Source organism: Vibrio neptunius, from assembly GCA_019339365.1.
In the GTDB taxonomy this organism is placed as follows: domain Bacteria; phylum Pseudomonadota; class Gammaproteobacteria; order Enterobacterales; family Vibrionaceae; genus Vibrio; species Vibrio neptunius.
On sequence record CP079860.1, the window covers coordinates 1,395,046 to 1,411,518 of the forward strand.

Annotated in this window: 11 protein-coding genes and 3 pseudogenes; 6 read left to right on the top strand and 8 right to left on the bottom strand. The window is 45.5% G+C overall.

Annotated features, from left to right (window positions below; translation table 11 throughout):
• The first annotated feature begins 327 nt into the window (after positions 1-327).
• Both KW548_23165 and KW548_23170 read left to right on the top strand, forming a co-directional pair.
• Positions 328-681, top strand: a complete 354-nt coding sequence (locus tag KW548_23165; protein ID QXX08515.1) for a hypothetical protein — start codon at positions 328-330, stop codon at positions 679-681.
• A 212-nt stretch (positions 682-893) separates the two neighbouring features.
• Positions 894-2,264 (top strand): PepSY domain-containing protein, encoded by a 1,371-nt coding sequence (locus tag KW548_23170; GenBank protein ID QXX09517.1) that lies wholly within the window; start codon positions 894-896, stop codon positions 2,262-2,264.
• A gap of 52 nt (positions 2,265-2,316) precedes the next feature.
• Here KW548_23170 and pyrC read toward each other — a convergent pair whose 3' ends face one another.
• The gene (gene pyrC / locus KW548_23175) at positions 2,317-3,345 is read right to left on the bottom strand and encodes a dihydroorotase (GenBank protein ID QXX08516.1); all 1,029 of its coding nucleotides are present in this window, start codon (positions 3,343-3,345) and stop codon (positions 2,317-2,319) included.
• A gap of 354 nt (positions 3,346-3,699) precedes the next feature.
• Between pyrC and KW548_23180 the strand changes: the two genes are divergently transcribed.
• A complete protein-coding gene (locus KW548_23180; protein ID QXX08517.1) occupies positions 3,700-5,517 on the top strand; it encodes a hybrid-cluster NAD(P)-dependent oxidoreductase in 1,818 nt (605 codons plus the stop codon).
• A gap of 289 nt (positions 5,518-5,806) precedes the next feature.
• On the opposite strand, the gene KW548_23185 is transcribed toward KW548_23180, so the two are convergent.
• The 3 genes and pseudogenes from KW548_23185 to KW548_23195 form a co-directional block, all read right to left on the bottom strand.
• Positions 5,807-6,529, bottom strand: coding sequence for a LuxR family transcriptional regulator (locus KW548_23185; GenBank protein QXX08518.1), 723 nt, complete (start codon positions 6,527-6,529; stop codon positions 5,807-5,809).
• Positions 6,530-6,675: 146 nt separating this feature from the next.
• Positions 6,676-7,438 (bottom strand): annotated as a pseudogene (locus tag KW548_23190) (DeoR/GlpR family transcriptional regulator).
• A 330-nt stretch (positions 7,439-7,768) separates the two neighbouring features.
• Positions 7,769-8,655 (bottom strand): annotated as a pseudogene (locus KW548_23195) (DMT family transporter).
• A gap of 99 nt (positions 8,656-8,754) precedes the next feature.
• Here KW548_23195 and KW548_23200 point away from each other — a divergent pair.
• Positions 8,755-9,543, top strand: a complete 789-nt coding sequence (locus KW548_23200) for a helix-turn-helix transcriptional regulator (protein ID QXX09518.1) — start codon at positions 8,755-8,757, stop codon at positions 9,541-9,543.
• On the opposite strand, the gene KW548_23205 is transcribed toward KW548_23200, so the two are convergent.
• Positions 9,538-10,458, bottom strand: a complete 921-nt coding sequence (locus KW548_23205) for a M14 family metallocarboxypeptidase (protein ID QXX08519.1) — start codon at positions 10,456-10,458, stop codon at positions 9,538-9,540. The genes KW548_23200 and KW548_23205 overlap by 6 nt on opposite strands.
• 187 nt (positions 10,459-10,645) lie before the next feature.
• Between KW548_23205 and KW548_23210 the strand changes: the two genes are divergently transcribed.
• The gene (locus KW548_23210; protein QXX08520.1) at positions 10,646-11,554 is read left to right on the top strand and encodes a DUF808 domain-containing protein; all 909 of its coding nucleotides are present in this window, start codon (positions 10,646-10,648) and stop codon (positions 11,552-11,554) included.
• On the opposite strand, the gene KW548_23215 is transcribed toward KW548_23210, so the two are convergent.
• A complete protein-coding gene (locus tag KW548_23215; protein QXX08521.1) occupies positions 11,551-12,207 on the bottom strand; it encodes a DsbA family oxidoreductase in 657 nt (218 codons plus the stop codon). The genes KW548_23210 and KW548_23215 overlap by 4 nt on opposite strands.
• Positions 12,208-12,414: 207 nt before the next feature.
• Here KW548_23215 and KW548_23220 point away from each other — a divergent pair, with 207 nt between their 5' ends.
• A complete protein-coding gene (locus tag KW548_23220) occupies positions 12,415-13,767 on the top strand; it encodes an alpha-amylase family protein (GenBank protein ID QXX08522.1) in 1,353 nt (450 codons plus the stop codon).
• A gap of 32 nt (positions 13,768-13,799) precedes the next feature.
• On the opposite strand, the pseudogene KW548_23225 reads toward KW548_23220, so the two are convergent.
• Both KW548_23225 and KW548_23230 read right to left on the bottom strand, forming a co-directional pair.
• Positions 13,800-15,667 (bottom strand): annotated as a pseudogene (locus KW548_23225) (methyl-accepting chemotaxis protein).
• Positions 15,668-15,762: 95 nt separating this feature from the next.
• Positions 15,763-16,365 (bottom strand): AraC family transcriptional regulator, encoded by a 603-nt coding sequence (locus tag KW548_23230; GenBank protein QXX08523.1) that lies wholly within the window; start codon positions 16,363-16,365, stop codon positions 15,763-15,765.
• Positions 16,366-16,473 lie beyond the last annotated feature (108 nt).

A 16,473-nucleotide genomic window follows, 5' to 3' on the forward strand; every position in this document is an offset into this window, starting at 1 on the left:
AGCCCAGCTTAGCCCTTTGGGCGAAGCAAATAATAAATTTGGTTGACTTAGCTGACGGACAATCAGAGTTAAATCGATGGCGCTAAGTGTATTCACCGTGGTACGTTGTGGCTTGAGAGATGCTCTTAGGTGGGTTAGGAATATTTCCTAGATCGAGCTAGCTAATGAGTGTTTCGTGAATAACGTCACATGATTTGCTGAATGCGTTTCGGTTAGTTATTGTTCCTTTTGTCGAAAAGTTATGACTAAGCTTATATTTTGCGGCGTAAATGGCTGAGTTTGTTAACTTCACGTTATATAGTGGCAGCTAATAAATCGAGAGTGATCATGTTACGCGCAACGAATTTTAACCGGATGATGTTATTGGCGAGTGCCCTGAGTTGGCTGCTCGTTTCTCTGATGCCGGTCATAAATGCGCACGGCTCCAACGCCGGTGTTTGGGCTACCTTATGTACCATCAATGGTTTCGAACTGGTTCAGGTCGAAGAAGGTAAGCCGGAAACTCAGCACGGTAAGCCTTGTCCATTCAGTCACTTTTCTTCTTTCCACCAGGATTCACTTCCAACACCACTTTACTTTACACGACAGTCGTATGTGAGTGATGAAGCCTATGCTTTTTTGGCTCTAAGCGTTCGCTATCAGCTCGCACTCCCGCGTGCGCCGCCTCTGTCTATTGCTTGATGTAAAAATAAAATTATTAAATAAGGCATAACACCTCACTGTAAAGTCAATGCTCAGCATACATTATTGAATGAACCATTCGGATTAAATCTGAAGGTTTTGCTGCGCGCAATAAAAAGGAAATTGTAATGTTGGGTAGTCAAACTCAGACTTCGCCTAAGGAATCTTCACGTCGATCTTCAGATAAAACTCGAATCAAATCACGCTATTTCATGACATGGCGCTGGCACTTCTATGCTGGTCTTTATGTTATCCCTTTTATGTTGATGCTCAGCCTGACAGGACTTGTGATGTTGTTTGATGATGACATCGAACAAGCCCGATACCGAGATCAAATGATCGTCATGCCGGAAACTTCAAAAGTTCCGGTCTCGCAGCAACTAGAGAACGTCCAAGCCAGTTACCCATCTGGACAGGTTACTCAGTATACCCCTGGCGCTGAAGCCAACTTGGTCAATAAGTTCAGTGTGCGTCTGGAAGATGGTACCTCGGTGTTTGCCACCGTGAACCCCTATAGTGGTCAGGTATTAGGTGAAATAGATCGCAGTGACAGCTGGTATCAGCTTGCGAATGAAATCCACGGAACTCTGCTGATTGGTCAATGGGGGGACTACTTAATCGAAGTCTCTGCTAGCTTGAGTATCTTACTGTTGGTGACGGGGATCTATTTGTGGTTACCAAGGGACAACGCAAGCAAAGCGGGATTTCTGAAAGTGCGTTTTACATCGGGTACACGTATCTTGATGCGTGATCTGCACGCGAACTTGGGTGGTGTGTTGTCAGTTGTGTTACTGTTTTTCGTCATTTCAGGTTTGGCGTGGGCTGGCGTTTGGGGCAGCAAGCTGGTTCAGGCGTGGAATACGTTTCCTACTTACTACACTTGGGGCGATAAGCCAGAGTCACTGCTGACTCACGCTGATCTCAATCACGATAGTGAGAAAGAAATGCCATGGAACTTAGAACAAGCTCCGTTACCTGAATCTACGGGGCATGTTCATGGCAGCGAAGATCATGCTCATCATGAACATAGCTCGTATGATATCAGTCAGAGTATTGGCATCGATTCGATAGTCGAGCAAGCACAGCGCCTTGGTTTTACTCAGTTTAATCTCTTTTTGCCTCAGTCTGAAACGGGTGTGTATACGCTCGCAGCGAATTCTATGGCGGGCGACATTAACGATCCAAGAAAAGACAAAACCACTCACATAGACCAGTACACAGGTGAAGTGTTGGTGGATGTGACATGGGAAGACTACAGTTTGTTCGCTAAGTTTATGGCAGCAGGCGTGTCTTTGCACCAAGGGGATGTCAGTGTCGTGAACAAGGTACTCAATGTTGTATTCTGTGTGGCGTTTATTGCCATTTCTATCAGCGGTATTGTGATGTGGTGGATCAGAAGACCATCAGGCAAGACTCAGGTCGGTATTCCGCCTCGCTTTGAAAGTGACGGTATCTGGAAGGTAGGAGTAATGACACTCGCTATGGTTGCAGTCTTTTTCCCGCTAGCAGCGGTGACTATCGTGCTCTTTGGTGCGATTGATTGGTTTGTTTTCCGGCAGAAAATGGAAACGTCAGCAGCCTAGTACAACAACAAAAAAGGCCACCTATTGGTGGCCTGATTCACGTATGACTCGGTTATTTTACTGACCAGTCGATGGTCTCACCCGCGCGAATGGGGACGACAATATCCTTACCAAAGGGCATCGACTCCGCCACTGCCCACGTTTCTTTAGTGAGTGTCACGGTATCTGAGTTACGTGGTAGGCCATAGAAGTCTGGGCCATTGTGGCTCGCAAATGCTTCAAGGTTCTCTAACTTACCCTCAAGCTCAAATACTTCTGCATAAAGCTCTAGCGCTGCGTGAGCAGTATATGAACCAGCGCAGCCACACGCTGCTTCCTTCATACCTTTTGCATGCGGAGCGGAATCTGTACCGAGGAAAAACTTCTTGCTACCGCTCGTAGCTGCTTCAATCAGCGCTTTTTGGTGGGTGTTGCGCTTAAGAATCGGCAGGCAGTAGAAGTGAGGTTTAATTCCACCAACCAACATGTGGTTGCGGTTGTATAGTAGGTGGTGAGCTGTGATGGTGGCTGCAACATTATCGTTGGCGTTTTTAACGAAAGTGGCCGCATCCGCCGTTGTGATGTGTTCAAGTACGATCTTCATTTCTGGGAAATCATTGACGATGGGCGCCAAAACGGTATCTAGAAACTCTTTCTCACGGTCAAAAATATCGACATCATGAGTCGTCACTTCACCGTGGACCAGAAGCAGCATGCCGACTTCCTGCATTACTTCAAGCACAGGGTAGATGTTTTTTGCAGACGTCACACCTGAATCAGAGTTGGTTGTCGCACCAGCAGGGTAGAGCTTCGCAGCAACCACTTTTCCAGAGGCTTTTGCCTTGCGAATTTCATCGGGTGATGTGTTGTCTGTAGGGTACAATGCCATCAAGGGCTCAAATTGCGCGTTTGGTTTTTCTGCCATGATGCGCTCTCGATAAGCGAGTGCCATTTCAGTGTCGGTAACTGGTGGGACTGTGTTTGGCATGATTAGCGCTCGGCCATTGTAGCGGCTGATGTCGCGGACGGTATCCGTTAGAACATCACCATCGCGTAAGTGAACATGCCAGTCGTCAGGACGAGTGATCGTAAGTGTTGTCATTATTGCTCCCACCATAATTTGAGTTGTCTGATTGGAGCCTAAGCATTAACGAAAAACTGTGAAGGCAAACGCTTACGCTTAGGCGACAGGATGATAGAGCAAAGCGCTTGCTATTGCATCTGTTTTTTATCTCATGTGCCTCATTGAGACGGAAAGGTAAGCCTTGAATTCAGAAACAGTGCGGGCTTATATTTCGATATGCAAAACAACAATGTTGCAATTACCATACTTGAGATAATCGCAGACTGAATGATATCAAGCAGTAAATTTTCCGCTCTCAATAGGTATCTTCATGAAACATCTCGCTAAAGAGTCGGGTATAATCGCAGCAAACAACGAAGCTCAGGAATCGCAATGCCAGCTCTAACTCTTTCTCAGATAAACGTGTATCCAGTGAAATCATTAGGTGGGATTACACAATCCTCTTCGTGGGTAGAAAAGCAAGGCCTGATGTTTGACCGCCGTTTCATGCTCGCTTTGTCCGATGGCTCCATGGTGACAGCTCGCAAGTATCCACATATGGTTAAAGTCCAATCTAGCTTAACGCCAGATGGCTTAATTTTTGTCGCCGATGGCAAATCGCCACTTCGCCTAAGGTACTCAGATTTCAAAATGCAGGAAGCCCCTGCTCAGGTATGGAAAGATACCTTCACTGCTTATACTACAACGGACGAGGCGGACGATTGGTTTAGTGAAGTATTGCAACAGAGAGTCGAGTTGTTGTTTTCAGGCGAGCAATCGAACCGAGTGCGAGAAAAAGTTGGGCACAACGTAAGCTTTGCCGACGGTTACCCAATGCTGGTAATTGGTCAGGGATCTTTAGATGAACTCAACCGTCGCAGTCCTGAACATCACTCTATGGACCAGTTTCGTGCAAACTTAATCGTATCTACAAATCAAGCATTTGAGGAAGACAGTTGGAAACGAATTCGTATCGGTGATGTAGAGTTTGAAGCGGTCAAAGCTTGTGAACGCTGCATCCTGACAACGGTTGACGTCGATAAAGGTGAATTCAGAGCCAGTAAAGAGCCACTCAATACATTATCTCAGTTTCGCGCCAACGAGCGAGGTGGTGTTTTCTTCGGTCAAAACCTAGTCGCTAAGAACGAAGGTATGGTTCGTCAGGGAGATGTTGTTGAAGTTCTCGAATACAAAGAGAAAGAATTCTATCCAGACAACACTACGCAACAATTGACGATGACTTGTGTAGAACGCGAAGAAATTGCTCGTGACTTTGTCACATTTTGGTTAGAACCAGAATATGGCACTGCTCCGGCGTATCAACCCGGCCAGCATTTACCGATTTCAGTTGATATTGATGGTGAAAAATTTGCACGTCGTTATACACTTTCTTCCAGTCCTTCAAGACCTAGCCGGTTAGCCATTTCTGTCAAGCGTATTGACGGTGGGCAAGTATCTAATTGGCTTAACGACAACCTGAAAGTCGGTGATACGTTAACTTGTGAAAATCCCGATGGCAGTTTCCATCTTGGAAATAAACACGATCAACCTATTTTACTTTTATCTGCGGGAAGCGGTGTGACGCCAATGTTGTCCATGCTGAGATACTTATCTGATCATGACCAAGCGGATGATGTCATCTTTTATCATCAATGCCGTAGTATTGAAGATATCCCATGTAAAGAAGAGTTAGATCGCTATAAACGTAAACACCCTAGTTTGAGAGTGTTGATTTCGCTGTCTCAGCCTCCTCTTGACTGGTTTGGTTTAAAAGGGCGCTTAACGACCGCTCACTTAAAGCAGATTGAAAACCTTGAACAGCGTCAGGTGTTTGTATGTGGTCCTGATGGTTTTATGCAGAAAGCTAAAAACCTTCTGTTGAAAAAAGGGCTGCCAGAAGAGTATTACCATCAAGAAGCGTTTAGTGTTTCACGAACCACCACACAACCTTTTAAACAGGTTCAGATTAGTGTTAACGGTCAGCCTTTTGTCGGCAATAACCAGCAGCCTTTACTGGAACAGGCGGAGGATGCAGGTATTCCAATTGCACATAGCTGTCGTGCTGGTTTGTGTGGTGCATGTAGAGTGACGATTGAATCGGGAAAAGTCCACCAACCGGATGTGCCCGGATTGCAAGATCACGAAATAAATATGGGCGTTGCTCTCGCTTGCTGCTGTATTCCTGAAACAGATATTGATGTGGTGAGTTAACTTTTGAAGCTTATTGGTAAAAAGCCCCGAACCAATGGTCCGGGGCTTTTTTTAGTGTGAATACTTTGTTTAATTTGTATTTAAGGTGTATTCATCAGTCTGAGCCAACTGACGTGTCGTAACTCAGTGAAATAATGATATTAAAAACAATAGGATGGCGTAACTGTACGATCGGACAGGTTTTGTATTAAATTTGATAAGAAATAGTATATTAAAGCAAAAAATATACTAATAACTAATCAAACTAACTTTGATTATTTGTTACTAAAGTGGGATTGGCTACTTTCCCTTACTGGTACGGTTTAATATGCCCACCAAGCAAAGCTCGCGTTACCGCTTGGCAGCGATTGGTCGCGCCGAGCTTTTTGCAAGCGTTGCTGAGGTGGAACTTTACGGTTCTCTCAGTGCAGTTAACAATACCCGCTATTTCTAATGCACTTTTTCCATCGGCTGCCCAAGTCAGGCACTCTATTTCCCGATTGGTGAGTATCGACTTGGTGCTTTCGGCTTGAGAGGCCTTAGCTAGATGACATAGATTCTGAACAATTAGAGGAACAACCAATTGAGTGAACAGCAACACATCAGTGTTGGTCGGGTAGCTTGTGACGTCGGAGGTAGCGAAGCTGAGCATGCCGACTTCGCCATTCAATCCGTGAATCGGAATGCTGATACCTTGTTCTATTTTGTTGACATGTGACAACGAGTAGAATTCTTCACAGTGAGTATCAATTTGCTTGGCAGACTGCCAAACGCTGGGCATAGAATTTGACGCACCAAATTTACTGATTACCTCAACATACATCAGCCCTAGACTGAAGGAGTCTTCTCGATATGGATTGGGAAAGTTGTCTACGACAATAAATCGACCATTTTTGATATGTGGTTCAAAGGACACACCCAGCACAAAGTACTCACTGTTAACAATCGTGTTCAACCGCGCCAGCAATTCTTGCATTGATTCAATAGAATCAATGGTTTGATAGTCATCGATCAGACGTAGAATTTCTTTCATTTATTGCCAATAACGTCGTTTTTTTCTACTTATAACAAATTACATTCTGGTTATGTAATGTTTTTCTTACGTTCGAAGTGAGAGTGTGGCATTTTTGGACATTAAAACAGCGAAAATATAATACAAGGCGCATTTAGCGCCTTGTATTATTTTACAACCTGAAGGACGGTGTCGTTTTCTTTTGCGTAGGACTCGATTTCTTTGGGGGGCTTCTATCTGTGATGATGAGATCTACGTCGGCGATAGTGCCAAGTTTGACCATGGCATTGCGACCAAATTTACTATTGTCCACACCGAGAAGAACTGAACGACTGTTTTCAATTATTGCTCTTTTGACGCGAACCTCATGATAGTCGAAGTCGAGTAATGAGCCGTCATAGTCAATGCCTGAAATGCCGAGAATACCAAAATCAAGGCGGAACTGAGAAATAAAGTCTAGTGTTGCTTCACCAGTTACCCCCCGTCTTTGCCGCGGACTTCACCACCAGCAAGAATGACTTTAAAGTCAGGTTTAGACATTAGAATGGTTGCGACGTTGATGTTGTTGGTTACGATACGCAGATTCTGGTGTTTTCCAAGCAAGGCTCGTGCAACCGCTTCTGGGGTGGTACCAATATCAATGAACAAAGTTGCACCGTCAGGAATATGTTTCACTAGCTCTAAAGCAATTTGGCCTTTTTCCTTTTGATAGGAAATTTGTCGAGTTTGATAAGAGGAGTTTTCTGAGCTGGATGCAATGGTGGCTCCGCCATGATTTCTGCGAATCTTGTTTTCATCCGCGAGCTCATTGAGATCACGTCGGATGGTCTGTGGACTTACGTCAAAGCGTTCGACTAATTCATCTGTACTAACAAAACCCTGAGTTTGCACCAGCTCGATGATTTCCTGGTGCCGCTTAATGGCTTTCACTAACAATGTCCTTGTCTGTTGGAATAGAGTAATTCTACGGTTTGCAGACGGCAAAGCAATAATTTGTGAGCGAAACTGTCTGAATTACGTTCGTTTTAAGAAAATGTTCACATCAACGAACCTATATTGGCGCGTCTAGCACGTTGGTTTTGAACCCTATTTTCAGTGATGTACTGAGTTTTATCGACTCGAAGTGACAAATGGAAAGCCTCGACCTATTTCATCAGCTTGTGGCAACGTAACGTTGGCTCAGGATAGGCCATTACAAAACCGATCAGTATTATATTGATATTGGTTGATGTCAGCCTCTAGTCTCCTGAGACCAGTAGCCTACATTTGTTTAGCATTTTTTAAGCTCTGCTCTCGTTTTATTTGTGAAAGTATGACACCTGAAATCACCATAATTCCGCCCATAACATGGTAGCTCGCAATATTTTCTTCCAGTAACGTTGCTGCAAGTGTCACTGTAACCACAGGGAGTAAGTTCATAAACATTGCACTTGAATCTGCACCTATAGCATTAATTGCTTTAACCCACATCCAAGGAGCAAGGATAGATGCTGCGATAGACGCATAAGCAATCAGAGGAATGGAATCCGAAGTGGGGGCTAAATGCTCGCTCGACAGCCAAAGTGGCACAAGCATAAGTACAGCAAATACCCCTTGCATGTAGATGATAACCCAGTTAGACAAAGGCATTCTCCAGCGCTTTATTAGAACGCAATAGGTGGCGTAGCAAATGGCGGCTACCACCATCAGGGCGTCGCCTTCAGTGATGCTTTGGTGGAGGAAGAAAACCATATCTCCTTGGCCTAGCATGAAGGAGAGGCCTACCAGAGAAATAATGCCACCGATAATACTGAGCGGAGAGATACTTTTGCTAAGCAGCGGTAGGCTCATAAATACGCTAAGGAGTGGAACCAGTGAGGTGATTAATGCCATGTTGGAAGCCGTGGTGGTCACGCCCGCGTAGTATCCTAGAGATTGATTCAACACCATGCCAAGTAAAGCTAGGAAGGCAAGTTTGTTCAAGTGAGGCTTGATTACAGCCCACTGCTTGATGACTTGAGGTAAGCAGAAAGGGGTGAGTACCAGCATGGCAAAAAACCAGCGAAAGAAGCTCATCGCACTGGGTTCGATGACGGAAGCAGCCATTTTGTTGATGATGGCGTTGCCCCCCAGATAAGGACAGTAAAAAGTGGCAGTAAATAAACCATGTGAACCCAACCTCAAAGTGAACAGTGGAAGTGAGTTTGACAGGTCTGTATGATTGTAGATATCTCCTATAAGACATCGGGCGCGACAGGAAGACAATGTTGAGAAAACCAGTCAGACACCTTCACCCTTCCTTATCAATTGATAAGGCACCATCAGATGTGTTTATGAATTTTGAAGCGTTCCTGTCGAATACGGAAACGAGAATGCACAGTCATCCGTGGGGCCAAGTGCAGCTCATTAGTGGTGGTATTTTAGAAATGGAGGCGGAAGGCACTCGATTTCTTGCGCCGCCGCATCTCGCTATCTGGGTGCCAGCGGGGGTTATGCACACCAGCTACAATCGTAAGCCGCTATCCTATTGTTCGCTGAACGTTGCACAAGATCTGACCACGAACTTTCCCGACTGTACCAGTTTGATCAAAATCACACCTATCGTTTCCTCAATCATCGATGATTTTCGTCAGAGAGGGATTAACGTTGCACAGACAGAGCCAGATAGACGCTTGGTACAGGTTTTGTTAGATCAATTGGCGACTCGAGATACTCAGCATCACTTTCTGCCATCTTCGGACAATAAGTACCTAGCAAGAATTTTGGCGGAAGTAGAAGAAAACCCGATCGATAACACCAGTCTGTCTGAGTGGGCCGAGAAAGTGCATACCACCGAACGTACTCTGGCGAGACATTGTCAGTCTGAGCTAGGGATGAGTTTTACCGAGTGGAGGCTGAGAGTACGCTATTTATACTCAATGGACTTGCTGAGAAAGGGGCATTCAGTCAAAGAAGTCGCTTTGACGTTAGGCTACAATCAAGCCAGTCCATTTATCGCAATGTTTAAGAAATACTCCGGGCACACCCCGGAGCAGTACAAAAGTAAGTTGTTATAGCGTTTTGATGACGAAATCCAAACCGCCTACGATCGCTGCAACCTGAGCATCGTTGCACTCTTCATCGGTTACTTTAGGACTATCAGGGTAGACTTCGGTCGTGGTGCCGTAAGTGCAGTTGGTTACACCGCCACACAGGCCAAGCTTCACCATCGGGTAGTTGATGACGCCATGCTGTACCACGGCCGAGCCGATGATTTCGCCTTTTTCATCTGCGGGAGCAATATGAGTCACTTTTCTCACTGACTCAATCACCGCTGCCTGAAACTCAGGTTGAGGGTTTTCCGTATCACCCACGGTGTAGAAGCCATCAGGAATCATACCTTCGATATATTCAATGCCATCACGGGCAGCCAGAGCCGGCCTGAATTCGGTTTCATCTGTGTCTGTCGTTTCATGCAAATCAATGTGAACCAATACCTCTTGTCCTATTGATGCCACAAGCGCTCTTAGGTTGGCGGATTCTTCTGCTGGGCTGTTGTCATAGAAAGAGCGGTTTGGGTCAATCGCTAATGGGTTCCAGCGATTGATGGTCTCGTAACCCCATGGGCTGACACATGGAGCGACGATGATATTGAAGTGTTCAGCGTATTCTTCCATCTGAGTGTCAGCAAATTTGAGTGCACCATGAACGCCGCTGGTCTCGTAGCCATGAACGCCTCCTGTGATCAGAACAACGGGCTTTGCGCTGTTCCAATTAGTACTTTTAATGCAAAAAAGTGGGTAGCGGTTTGGATCGTAGGAGAGCGCACCATATTGTTCGATATCGAACCTTGCTTGTAGGGCTAAAATCTTTGGAACCACCTCTTGGTGGTATTCACGTTTGATGGTGGTTTGTTCGCGCCAAGCCAGTCGCTCTGCGTCTTGCCACTTTTGACCGGGTGTTCCAATAGGGTAAGAGTAAGAACAGTGCATCACTTTGCCTATGTTTGTTATGGAATGTGGTCCACAGCATAAAACGCCCATTTTGGGGAAGCAATCAATATAAGTTGAACCAATATCCAGCCGATTGGTATTGACCCATTACTGACGAGAATTCTGTTTAAGTTCTTTCGAGGTGGTGTTACATTTGGTTACATGTCTTATTTCTAAGAGAAAAAAAATGGCGGGTGCGAGTCTGTTAACCCTGTTAGATGACATCGCTACGGTGTTGGATGATGTCGCTTTGATGTCCAAAGTAGCAGCAAAAAAAACCGCTGGTGTGCTGGGCGACGATTTAGCGCTTAATGCGCAGCAGGTATCCGGTGTGGCGGCGGAACGTGAAATCCCTATCGTTTGGAGTGTTGCTAAAGGCTCTTTTCGCAACAAATTGATTTTGGTGCCTGCGGCATTATTAATGAGTTCGCTCGCTCCGTGGTTGATCATGCCTTTGTTGTTACTCGGTGGATTGTTCTTATGTTTTGAAGGTGCTGAAAAGCTAGTGGAGAAGTTGTTTCACTCAGGTGAAGAAACGGAAGCCGAAGAGGAGGAACCAACAGGCTCCATCGAGGATTATGAGAAGAGGAAAGTAGCTGGTGCCATTCGCACCGACTTTATTTTATCCGCTGAAATCATTGTCATTGCGCTCGGCACCGTTCAAGGTCACTCAATGTTGACGCAAATTATCGTTGTTAGCCTGATTGCGGTGTTAATGACAATCGGTGTTTATGGTCTAGTGGCTGCCATTGTTAAGCTGGATGATCTCGGTTTTTATCTCAATCGTATTTCAAAAGGGCAGGGTATCAGGGCGTCAATCGGTAAAGGTTTAATCGTGTTCGCACCAAAGTTAATGAAGTTTCTTGCGGTCGTAGGTACAGCGGCCATGTTTTTAGTCGGTGGTGGTATTGTGGTACACAATGTTCCAGCGATTCACCACTGGATTGAGCCGATTTTACTAAATCTACCCAACCTAACATTGGCGAAAGCCTTGTTTCCATCGATACTAAACGGTCTAATTGGCGTTGTCGCTGGCGTGCTGATTGTGCTGGCTTGGGGGTTATTGGTAAGATTCGCCAACACAGCTAGTTTTTAGTCTATATCGCTCTGTTGATGAGTGATTTCTATTAGCGCTTCAACCAAAATATCACTACTCTGAGCGCCAGAAATCAGGTGCTTGCGGTCAATAATGATAGCAGGCACCGCATTGATCCCAGCTTCTAGCCACTGTTGTTCCGTGGAGGCGACCGTCTCTTCCCAGCTGCTGTCTTCCAGAACGGCCTGACAGGTTTCTCGATTTAGTCCAAATGACTCCGCTATATCGAGTAAAACCTTCTCGTCACTGACATCTTTACCATCGGTAAAATAGGCGTGGAACATGGCTATTTCGAGATCCAGCTGCAAATCCTGCGATTGTGACCACAATAGAAGCTGGTGGGCTTTACGTGTGTTGTAGATTCGCATCTCATCGGTGAAATTAAATTCAAAACCGAGTTCTTCACCTAGCGAGGCAATAGTTTGACGAGCCGATATACTTGCTTCTAGTGACGTGCCGTATTTGTCCGCTAAGTGTTCACGCAGGTTCTGGCCTTCTGGCTTCATTGCCGGGTTTAATTCGAATGGGTGCCAATGTACCTCAGCCTCAATACTGTCTGATAGCGTCATCAAAGCTTGCTCCAGTCGTTTGTATCCTATGATACACCACGGGCAAACGAGATCTGACACTATGTCTATGCGGACACTTTTCATGATTGACGCCTTTTTCCTGCTTCATATTTCATTATAGCGAGTGAAGATAATTAAATTTATAAATAGTTCAAATTCTACGCCTTAGAACTACTACACCCATTCCGCTTGTTAGGGGGAAGAAAAAAAGTCTTGGGTGATTATAATTGTTTCAACTCTTCATCTGTGGATGAACAGATGATTATGGAAATTGAATTTAAGGAACATGACATGACCGTTTTTAAGACAGCCAACGTCATTCTTCATGCCTTCGACTGGCCGTATGCATTAGTGGCTCAACGCGCTGATGAGATCGTTGCGGCGGGTTATAAATCTGTGCTGGTTTCTCCTCCAATGAAGTCTTTAAAACAAGCACAAGGTACAAAGTGGTGGCAGCGTTATCAGCCACAAGATTATCGTGTAATTGATAACCAGTTGGGCAACACACAAGACTTTACACGCATGGTCGACGTTCTGAATCAGTGTTCTATCTATGTGTATGCGGATGTGGTGTTTAACCACATGGCGAACGAATCTCATCAACGGTTGGATCTTCAATATCCAGCGAAAGAGGTTATGGAATCCTACCAAAGCGACTCTGATTACTACGAAGAGATAAAACTATTCGGCGATCTGAGCAAACCTTTATTTATTGAAGATGATTTTGTTGAAGCGTTCGGTATTGAAGATTGGCAAGACAAGTGGCAGGTGCAAAATGGTCGTATTACTGGTGGCCCAACGGATCCGGGATTGCCAACTCTGCGAGTGCATAAACGCGTGGTTGAACAACAACAGCATTACCTGAAGGCGCTGAAAGAACTGGGTGTCAAAGGGTTTCGAATCGATGCGGCCAAGCACATGACACTCGATCATTTGCAGCAGGTTTGGAGTGAAGATATCTGTGAAGGTATTCATATCTTTGGCGAAATTATTACAGACGGTGGAGCTACCAAGCCCGAGTATGACATTTTTCTCGAGCCGTTTTTGGCTCAAACACGTTTGGGTGCGTATGATTTTCCTCTATTCCAGACTATGTTTGATGCATTTGAAGCCAAAGGAAGTCTCAAGAGCTTGGTTAACCCTTATTGTTTTGGCCAAGCACTGTCTGAGAATCGAGCGATTACTTTTGCGATTACACATGACATACCTAACAACGATGTGTTTGCTAATTTAGTGATGCCAGACAAAACAGAATGGTTGGCATACAGCTACATCTTGGGCAGAGATGGTGGTGTCCCGTTGGTTTATACCGATCTTGATACCAGTGGTTTGAAAGGAGTTGATGGTAAACCACGCTGGGTAGACGCTTGGAATGATGAGCGAATGACTGCCCGAATTCGTTTTTATAACTTGATGCATGGTAAAACGATGCGGTTGATCGAGGCATCTGATGATCTTTTAGTGTTCTCACGAGGGGAGCAAGGCATAGTGGTGATTAATAAATCGAAACGTTCGCAGAAAGTACAAATAGCAGTAAGTGGTGAATGGTTAGATTTGCTTTCCTGTGAGAAACATCAAGCTCAGAAGGGGACGCTAAACCTCAAAGTACCCGGAGAAGAAAGTTTGATGCTGGTGGCGGAATAAAAAAGCCCTCCCAATTGGGAGGGCGAGAGCATTTACACTTTAAACTTGTTGAGAATGGCATCCTGCTCGCGAATGTTTTCGGTCTGAGCCTGCATGGCAATATTGGCGTTCTCAGCGGCGTCTGCTACCTGAACAGATAGGTCTTTGATTTTGACGGTATTGCTGTTTATTTCTTCGGCCACTAAGCTCTGTTCTTCCGCCGCTGAAGCAATTTGAATGTTCATGTCACTGATGGCTTGGATCGCATCGCGAATGCTATTCAGGGCTGCGTTAGCCTCTTCAGCACGCAGCACCGCATTGCTGGCGGTCTCTTTACTCATGTTCATTGCCCCAGCCACTGCAGTTGCTCCTGATTGCAACTGTTCGATCATATTGCGGATTTCAGTGGTGGACTCTTGTGTTCTTTGAGCTAACGTTCGAACTTCATCTGCTACAACCGCAAACCCTCGTCCCGACTCACCAGCACGTGCAGCTTCTATCGCCGCGTTGAGTGCGAGTAGGTTAGTTTGGTCTGCAATGTCATTGATAACTTTCAAAATGGTTTCAATGTTACCAGTGGCGGACTCAAGCGTTTTTACTTCTTCAACGGCTTCATCAATTCGTTGTGATAATTCTGTAATAGCGCCCGTTGTATCTCCTACAACACGTGTGCCCACTTCCGTTGCTTCATCGGCATCTTTTGCTGCCGATGCTGCTCCCTGCGCATTGTTGGCAACATCGCCTGACGTTGTCGCCATTTCGTGCATAGCGGTCGCAAGTTGTTCCAGTTCCCTCAGCTGATCTTGCATAGCAGCGGCTGACTCTTGTAACCCCATAGAGGTCATCTCAGAGCCGCGTAGTATTTCTTCCCCTATAGCCTTGGATTGAACAATCTGTTGCTGGAGGCGACCTGTAAATGAGTTAAACCCTGCCGCCAGTGATGAAAATTCTTGGTCGGTATTGGTATCGAGACGCTGAGTGAGGTCACCCTCACCAGAAGCCACATCCTGAATCGCACTATTCAGTGCGCCGAGTGGTCTCATCAGGGCAGTCATCAAGACGAGCAGAATGACGACGCTGATGATTAAGGCCACGACAGTGTAGATAATGGAGCTGTTGCGCAAGTCCGCCAATGATTGATAGGCCACTTCTTCGTCGAGAACAACGCCGATGTACCAATCTTCTCCGGGACTTTAGAGAAGTCGAGGGTGTAATCTTTACCCTCGATAGAGACTTGTTGTGGATCTTCCTGAATACCAGCGTTACCTAAGAAGTCCTTCATTGGTTTGCCGTTAAGTTCGGTCTGAGGGTGCGCAATGGTGGTCCCATCGCCAGCGACAATGAACACGTATCCGGCATTGAACAGCTGTACTTTATTCACGACATCGGCTAGACCTGCAAGGCTAACGTCGTAGAATATCGCGCCAATGAACTTCCCGCTGTCATTCACCGGAGTGGCAATCGACACGAGAATCTCCCCGGTTGCCGAGTCCGCATAAGGAGCCGTAATAATGAGCTTACCGGCATTTTTCGCATCGATGTACCAAGGGCGAGCTCGTGGGTCCCAAGTAGGACCAGGATTCCAAGAAGGATCGTTATTAATGTTTGAACCATCTTTTTCGAAGCCCAGTCCGGCTAATAGGAAGGTCTCTTTAACTATAGGGCGAGTAATGACGGTTTCCATGGCGTCCAAAGCAAGGTTGGACTCCAACATACTGGTCGCATAGTTAGCAATGGCTTTTCGCCCATTAATCTCTGCAGCCGTTGTGTCTCTGACGCCATCGACGATTTCAGCGACACTAGAGGTGACCTGGGATTTAATTTCTGTTTGAACCGTGTAGTACTGCTGTAGGGTAAGTAAAGTGACTGTGGCCAGTAAAAGGAGAGAGGATGCCGCCACAATTTTATGGCTGAATTTCATATTCGCCTTCCTATTTTATCTACAAATACAGAGGATATTTATAGATCTATAGTTACGAAATTGATAATCAGCCAGTAACTGAGCGAAGTTTTCGGCTATTTACCCAGAATTGCATGTTCAATTTGTGAGTACATCGCTTCATTGTTGTCGAACAGGTCGGCAATGATCTGCTCTCGTTTCTTACCAGACTTCATTTGCTTATAGGCTTCACGAACCGTCAAAACGAGTTGTTGCTCTGCCAACAGTTTGCTGTCGGTATTCGGTGACCACTGGTTAATTAATTGGGTTAGCTTGCTCTCTTTTAACTGCGGCTTTAAGACGGACAGCTCTGCCTGCAATACATTCAGAATGTTTCTTTGGGCGTCATGAGTTTCCTCCATCACCTTCAGCCTATTTAACAAAGCGTTAGTCAACTCATTAAGGGCAACAAATCCACCTTGTTTTGGCAGGGGCGTTGTAACGCGACAAGAGACTTCCACTTGCTGAACTTGAGTTTGAGGGAAAAAGGTCAATGCGCATAATACATCAAACGGAATCCAAACTGTCTGACCTGCTTCAATCGCATACTCAGACTTTCCAAGTTTCATTAGTGCTAAACCTTGTTCCACCTTGAGTAACATGTGTTTGATACTCTTTTTACGTGGAGTCATGGTTAGATACTGAAATTCACTCTTGTTATGCGAGATTGCGTAGTGCATTAAATTGCTCATATTCTTGTATGCTCAAGGGGCGCTAAGGTTAACGTTTCTTGCACAAAAAGCCAACTTAACTCCGACTTTCTAAATAAGCGGTGATTTTACTCTGGT

Bases quoted from the DNA above. Each gene is read 5' to 3' on its own strand.
- KW548_23165 (QXX08515.1), top strand. From the start codon at position 328: ATGTTACGCGCAACGAATTTTAACCGGATGATGTTATTGGCGAGTGCC.
- KW548_23170 (QXX09517.1), top strand. From the start codon at position 894: ATGACATGGCGCTGGCACTTCTATGCTGGTCTTTATGTTATCCCTTTT.
- pyrC (QXX08516.1), bottom strand. From the start codon at position 3,345: ATGACAACACTTACGATCACTCGTCCTGACGACTGGCATGTTCACTTA.
- KW548_23180 (QXX08517.1), top strand. From the start codon at position 3,700: ATGCCAGCTCTAACTCTTTCTCAGATAAACGTGTATCCAGTGAAATCA.
- KW548_23185 (QXX08518.1), bottom strand. From the start codon at position 6,529: ATGAAAGAAATTCTACGTCTGATCGATGACTATCAAACCATTGATTCT.
- KW548_23205 (QXX08519.1), bottom strand. From the start codon at position 10,458: ATGCACTGTTCTTACTCTTACCCTATTGGAACACCCGGTCAAAAGTGG.
- KW548_23210 (QXX08520.1), top strand. From the start codon at position 10,646: ATGGCGGGTGCGAGTCTGTTAACCCTGTTAGATGACATCGCTACGGTG.
- KW548_23215 (QXX08521.1), bottom strand. From the start codon at position 12,207: ATGAAAAGTGTCCGCATAGACATAGTGTCAGATCTCGTTTGCCCGTGG.
- KW548_23220 (QXX08522.1), top strand. From the start codon at position 12,415: ATGACCGTTTTTAAGACAGCCAACGTCATTCTTCATGCCTTCGACTGG.
- KW548_23230 (QXX08523.1), bottom strand. From the start codon at position 16,365: ATGCACTACGCAATCTCGCATAACAAGAGTGAATTTCAGTATCTAACC.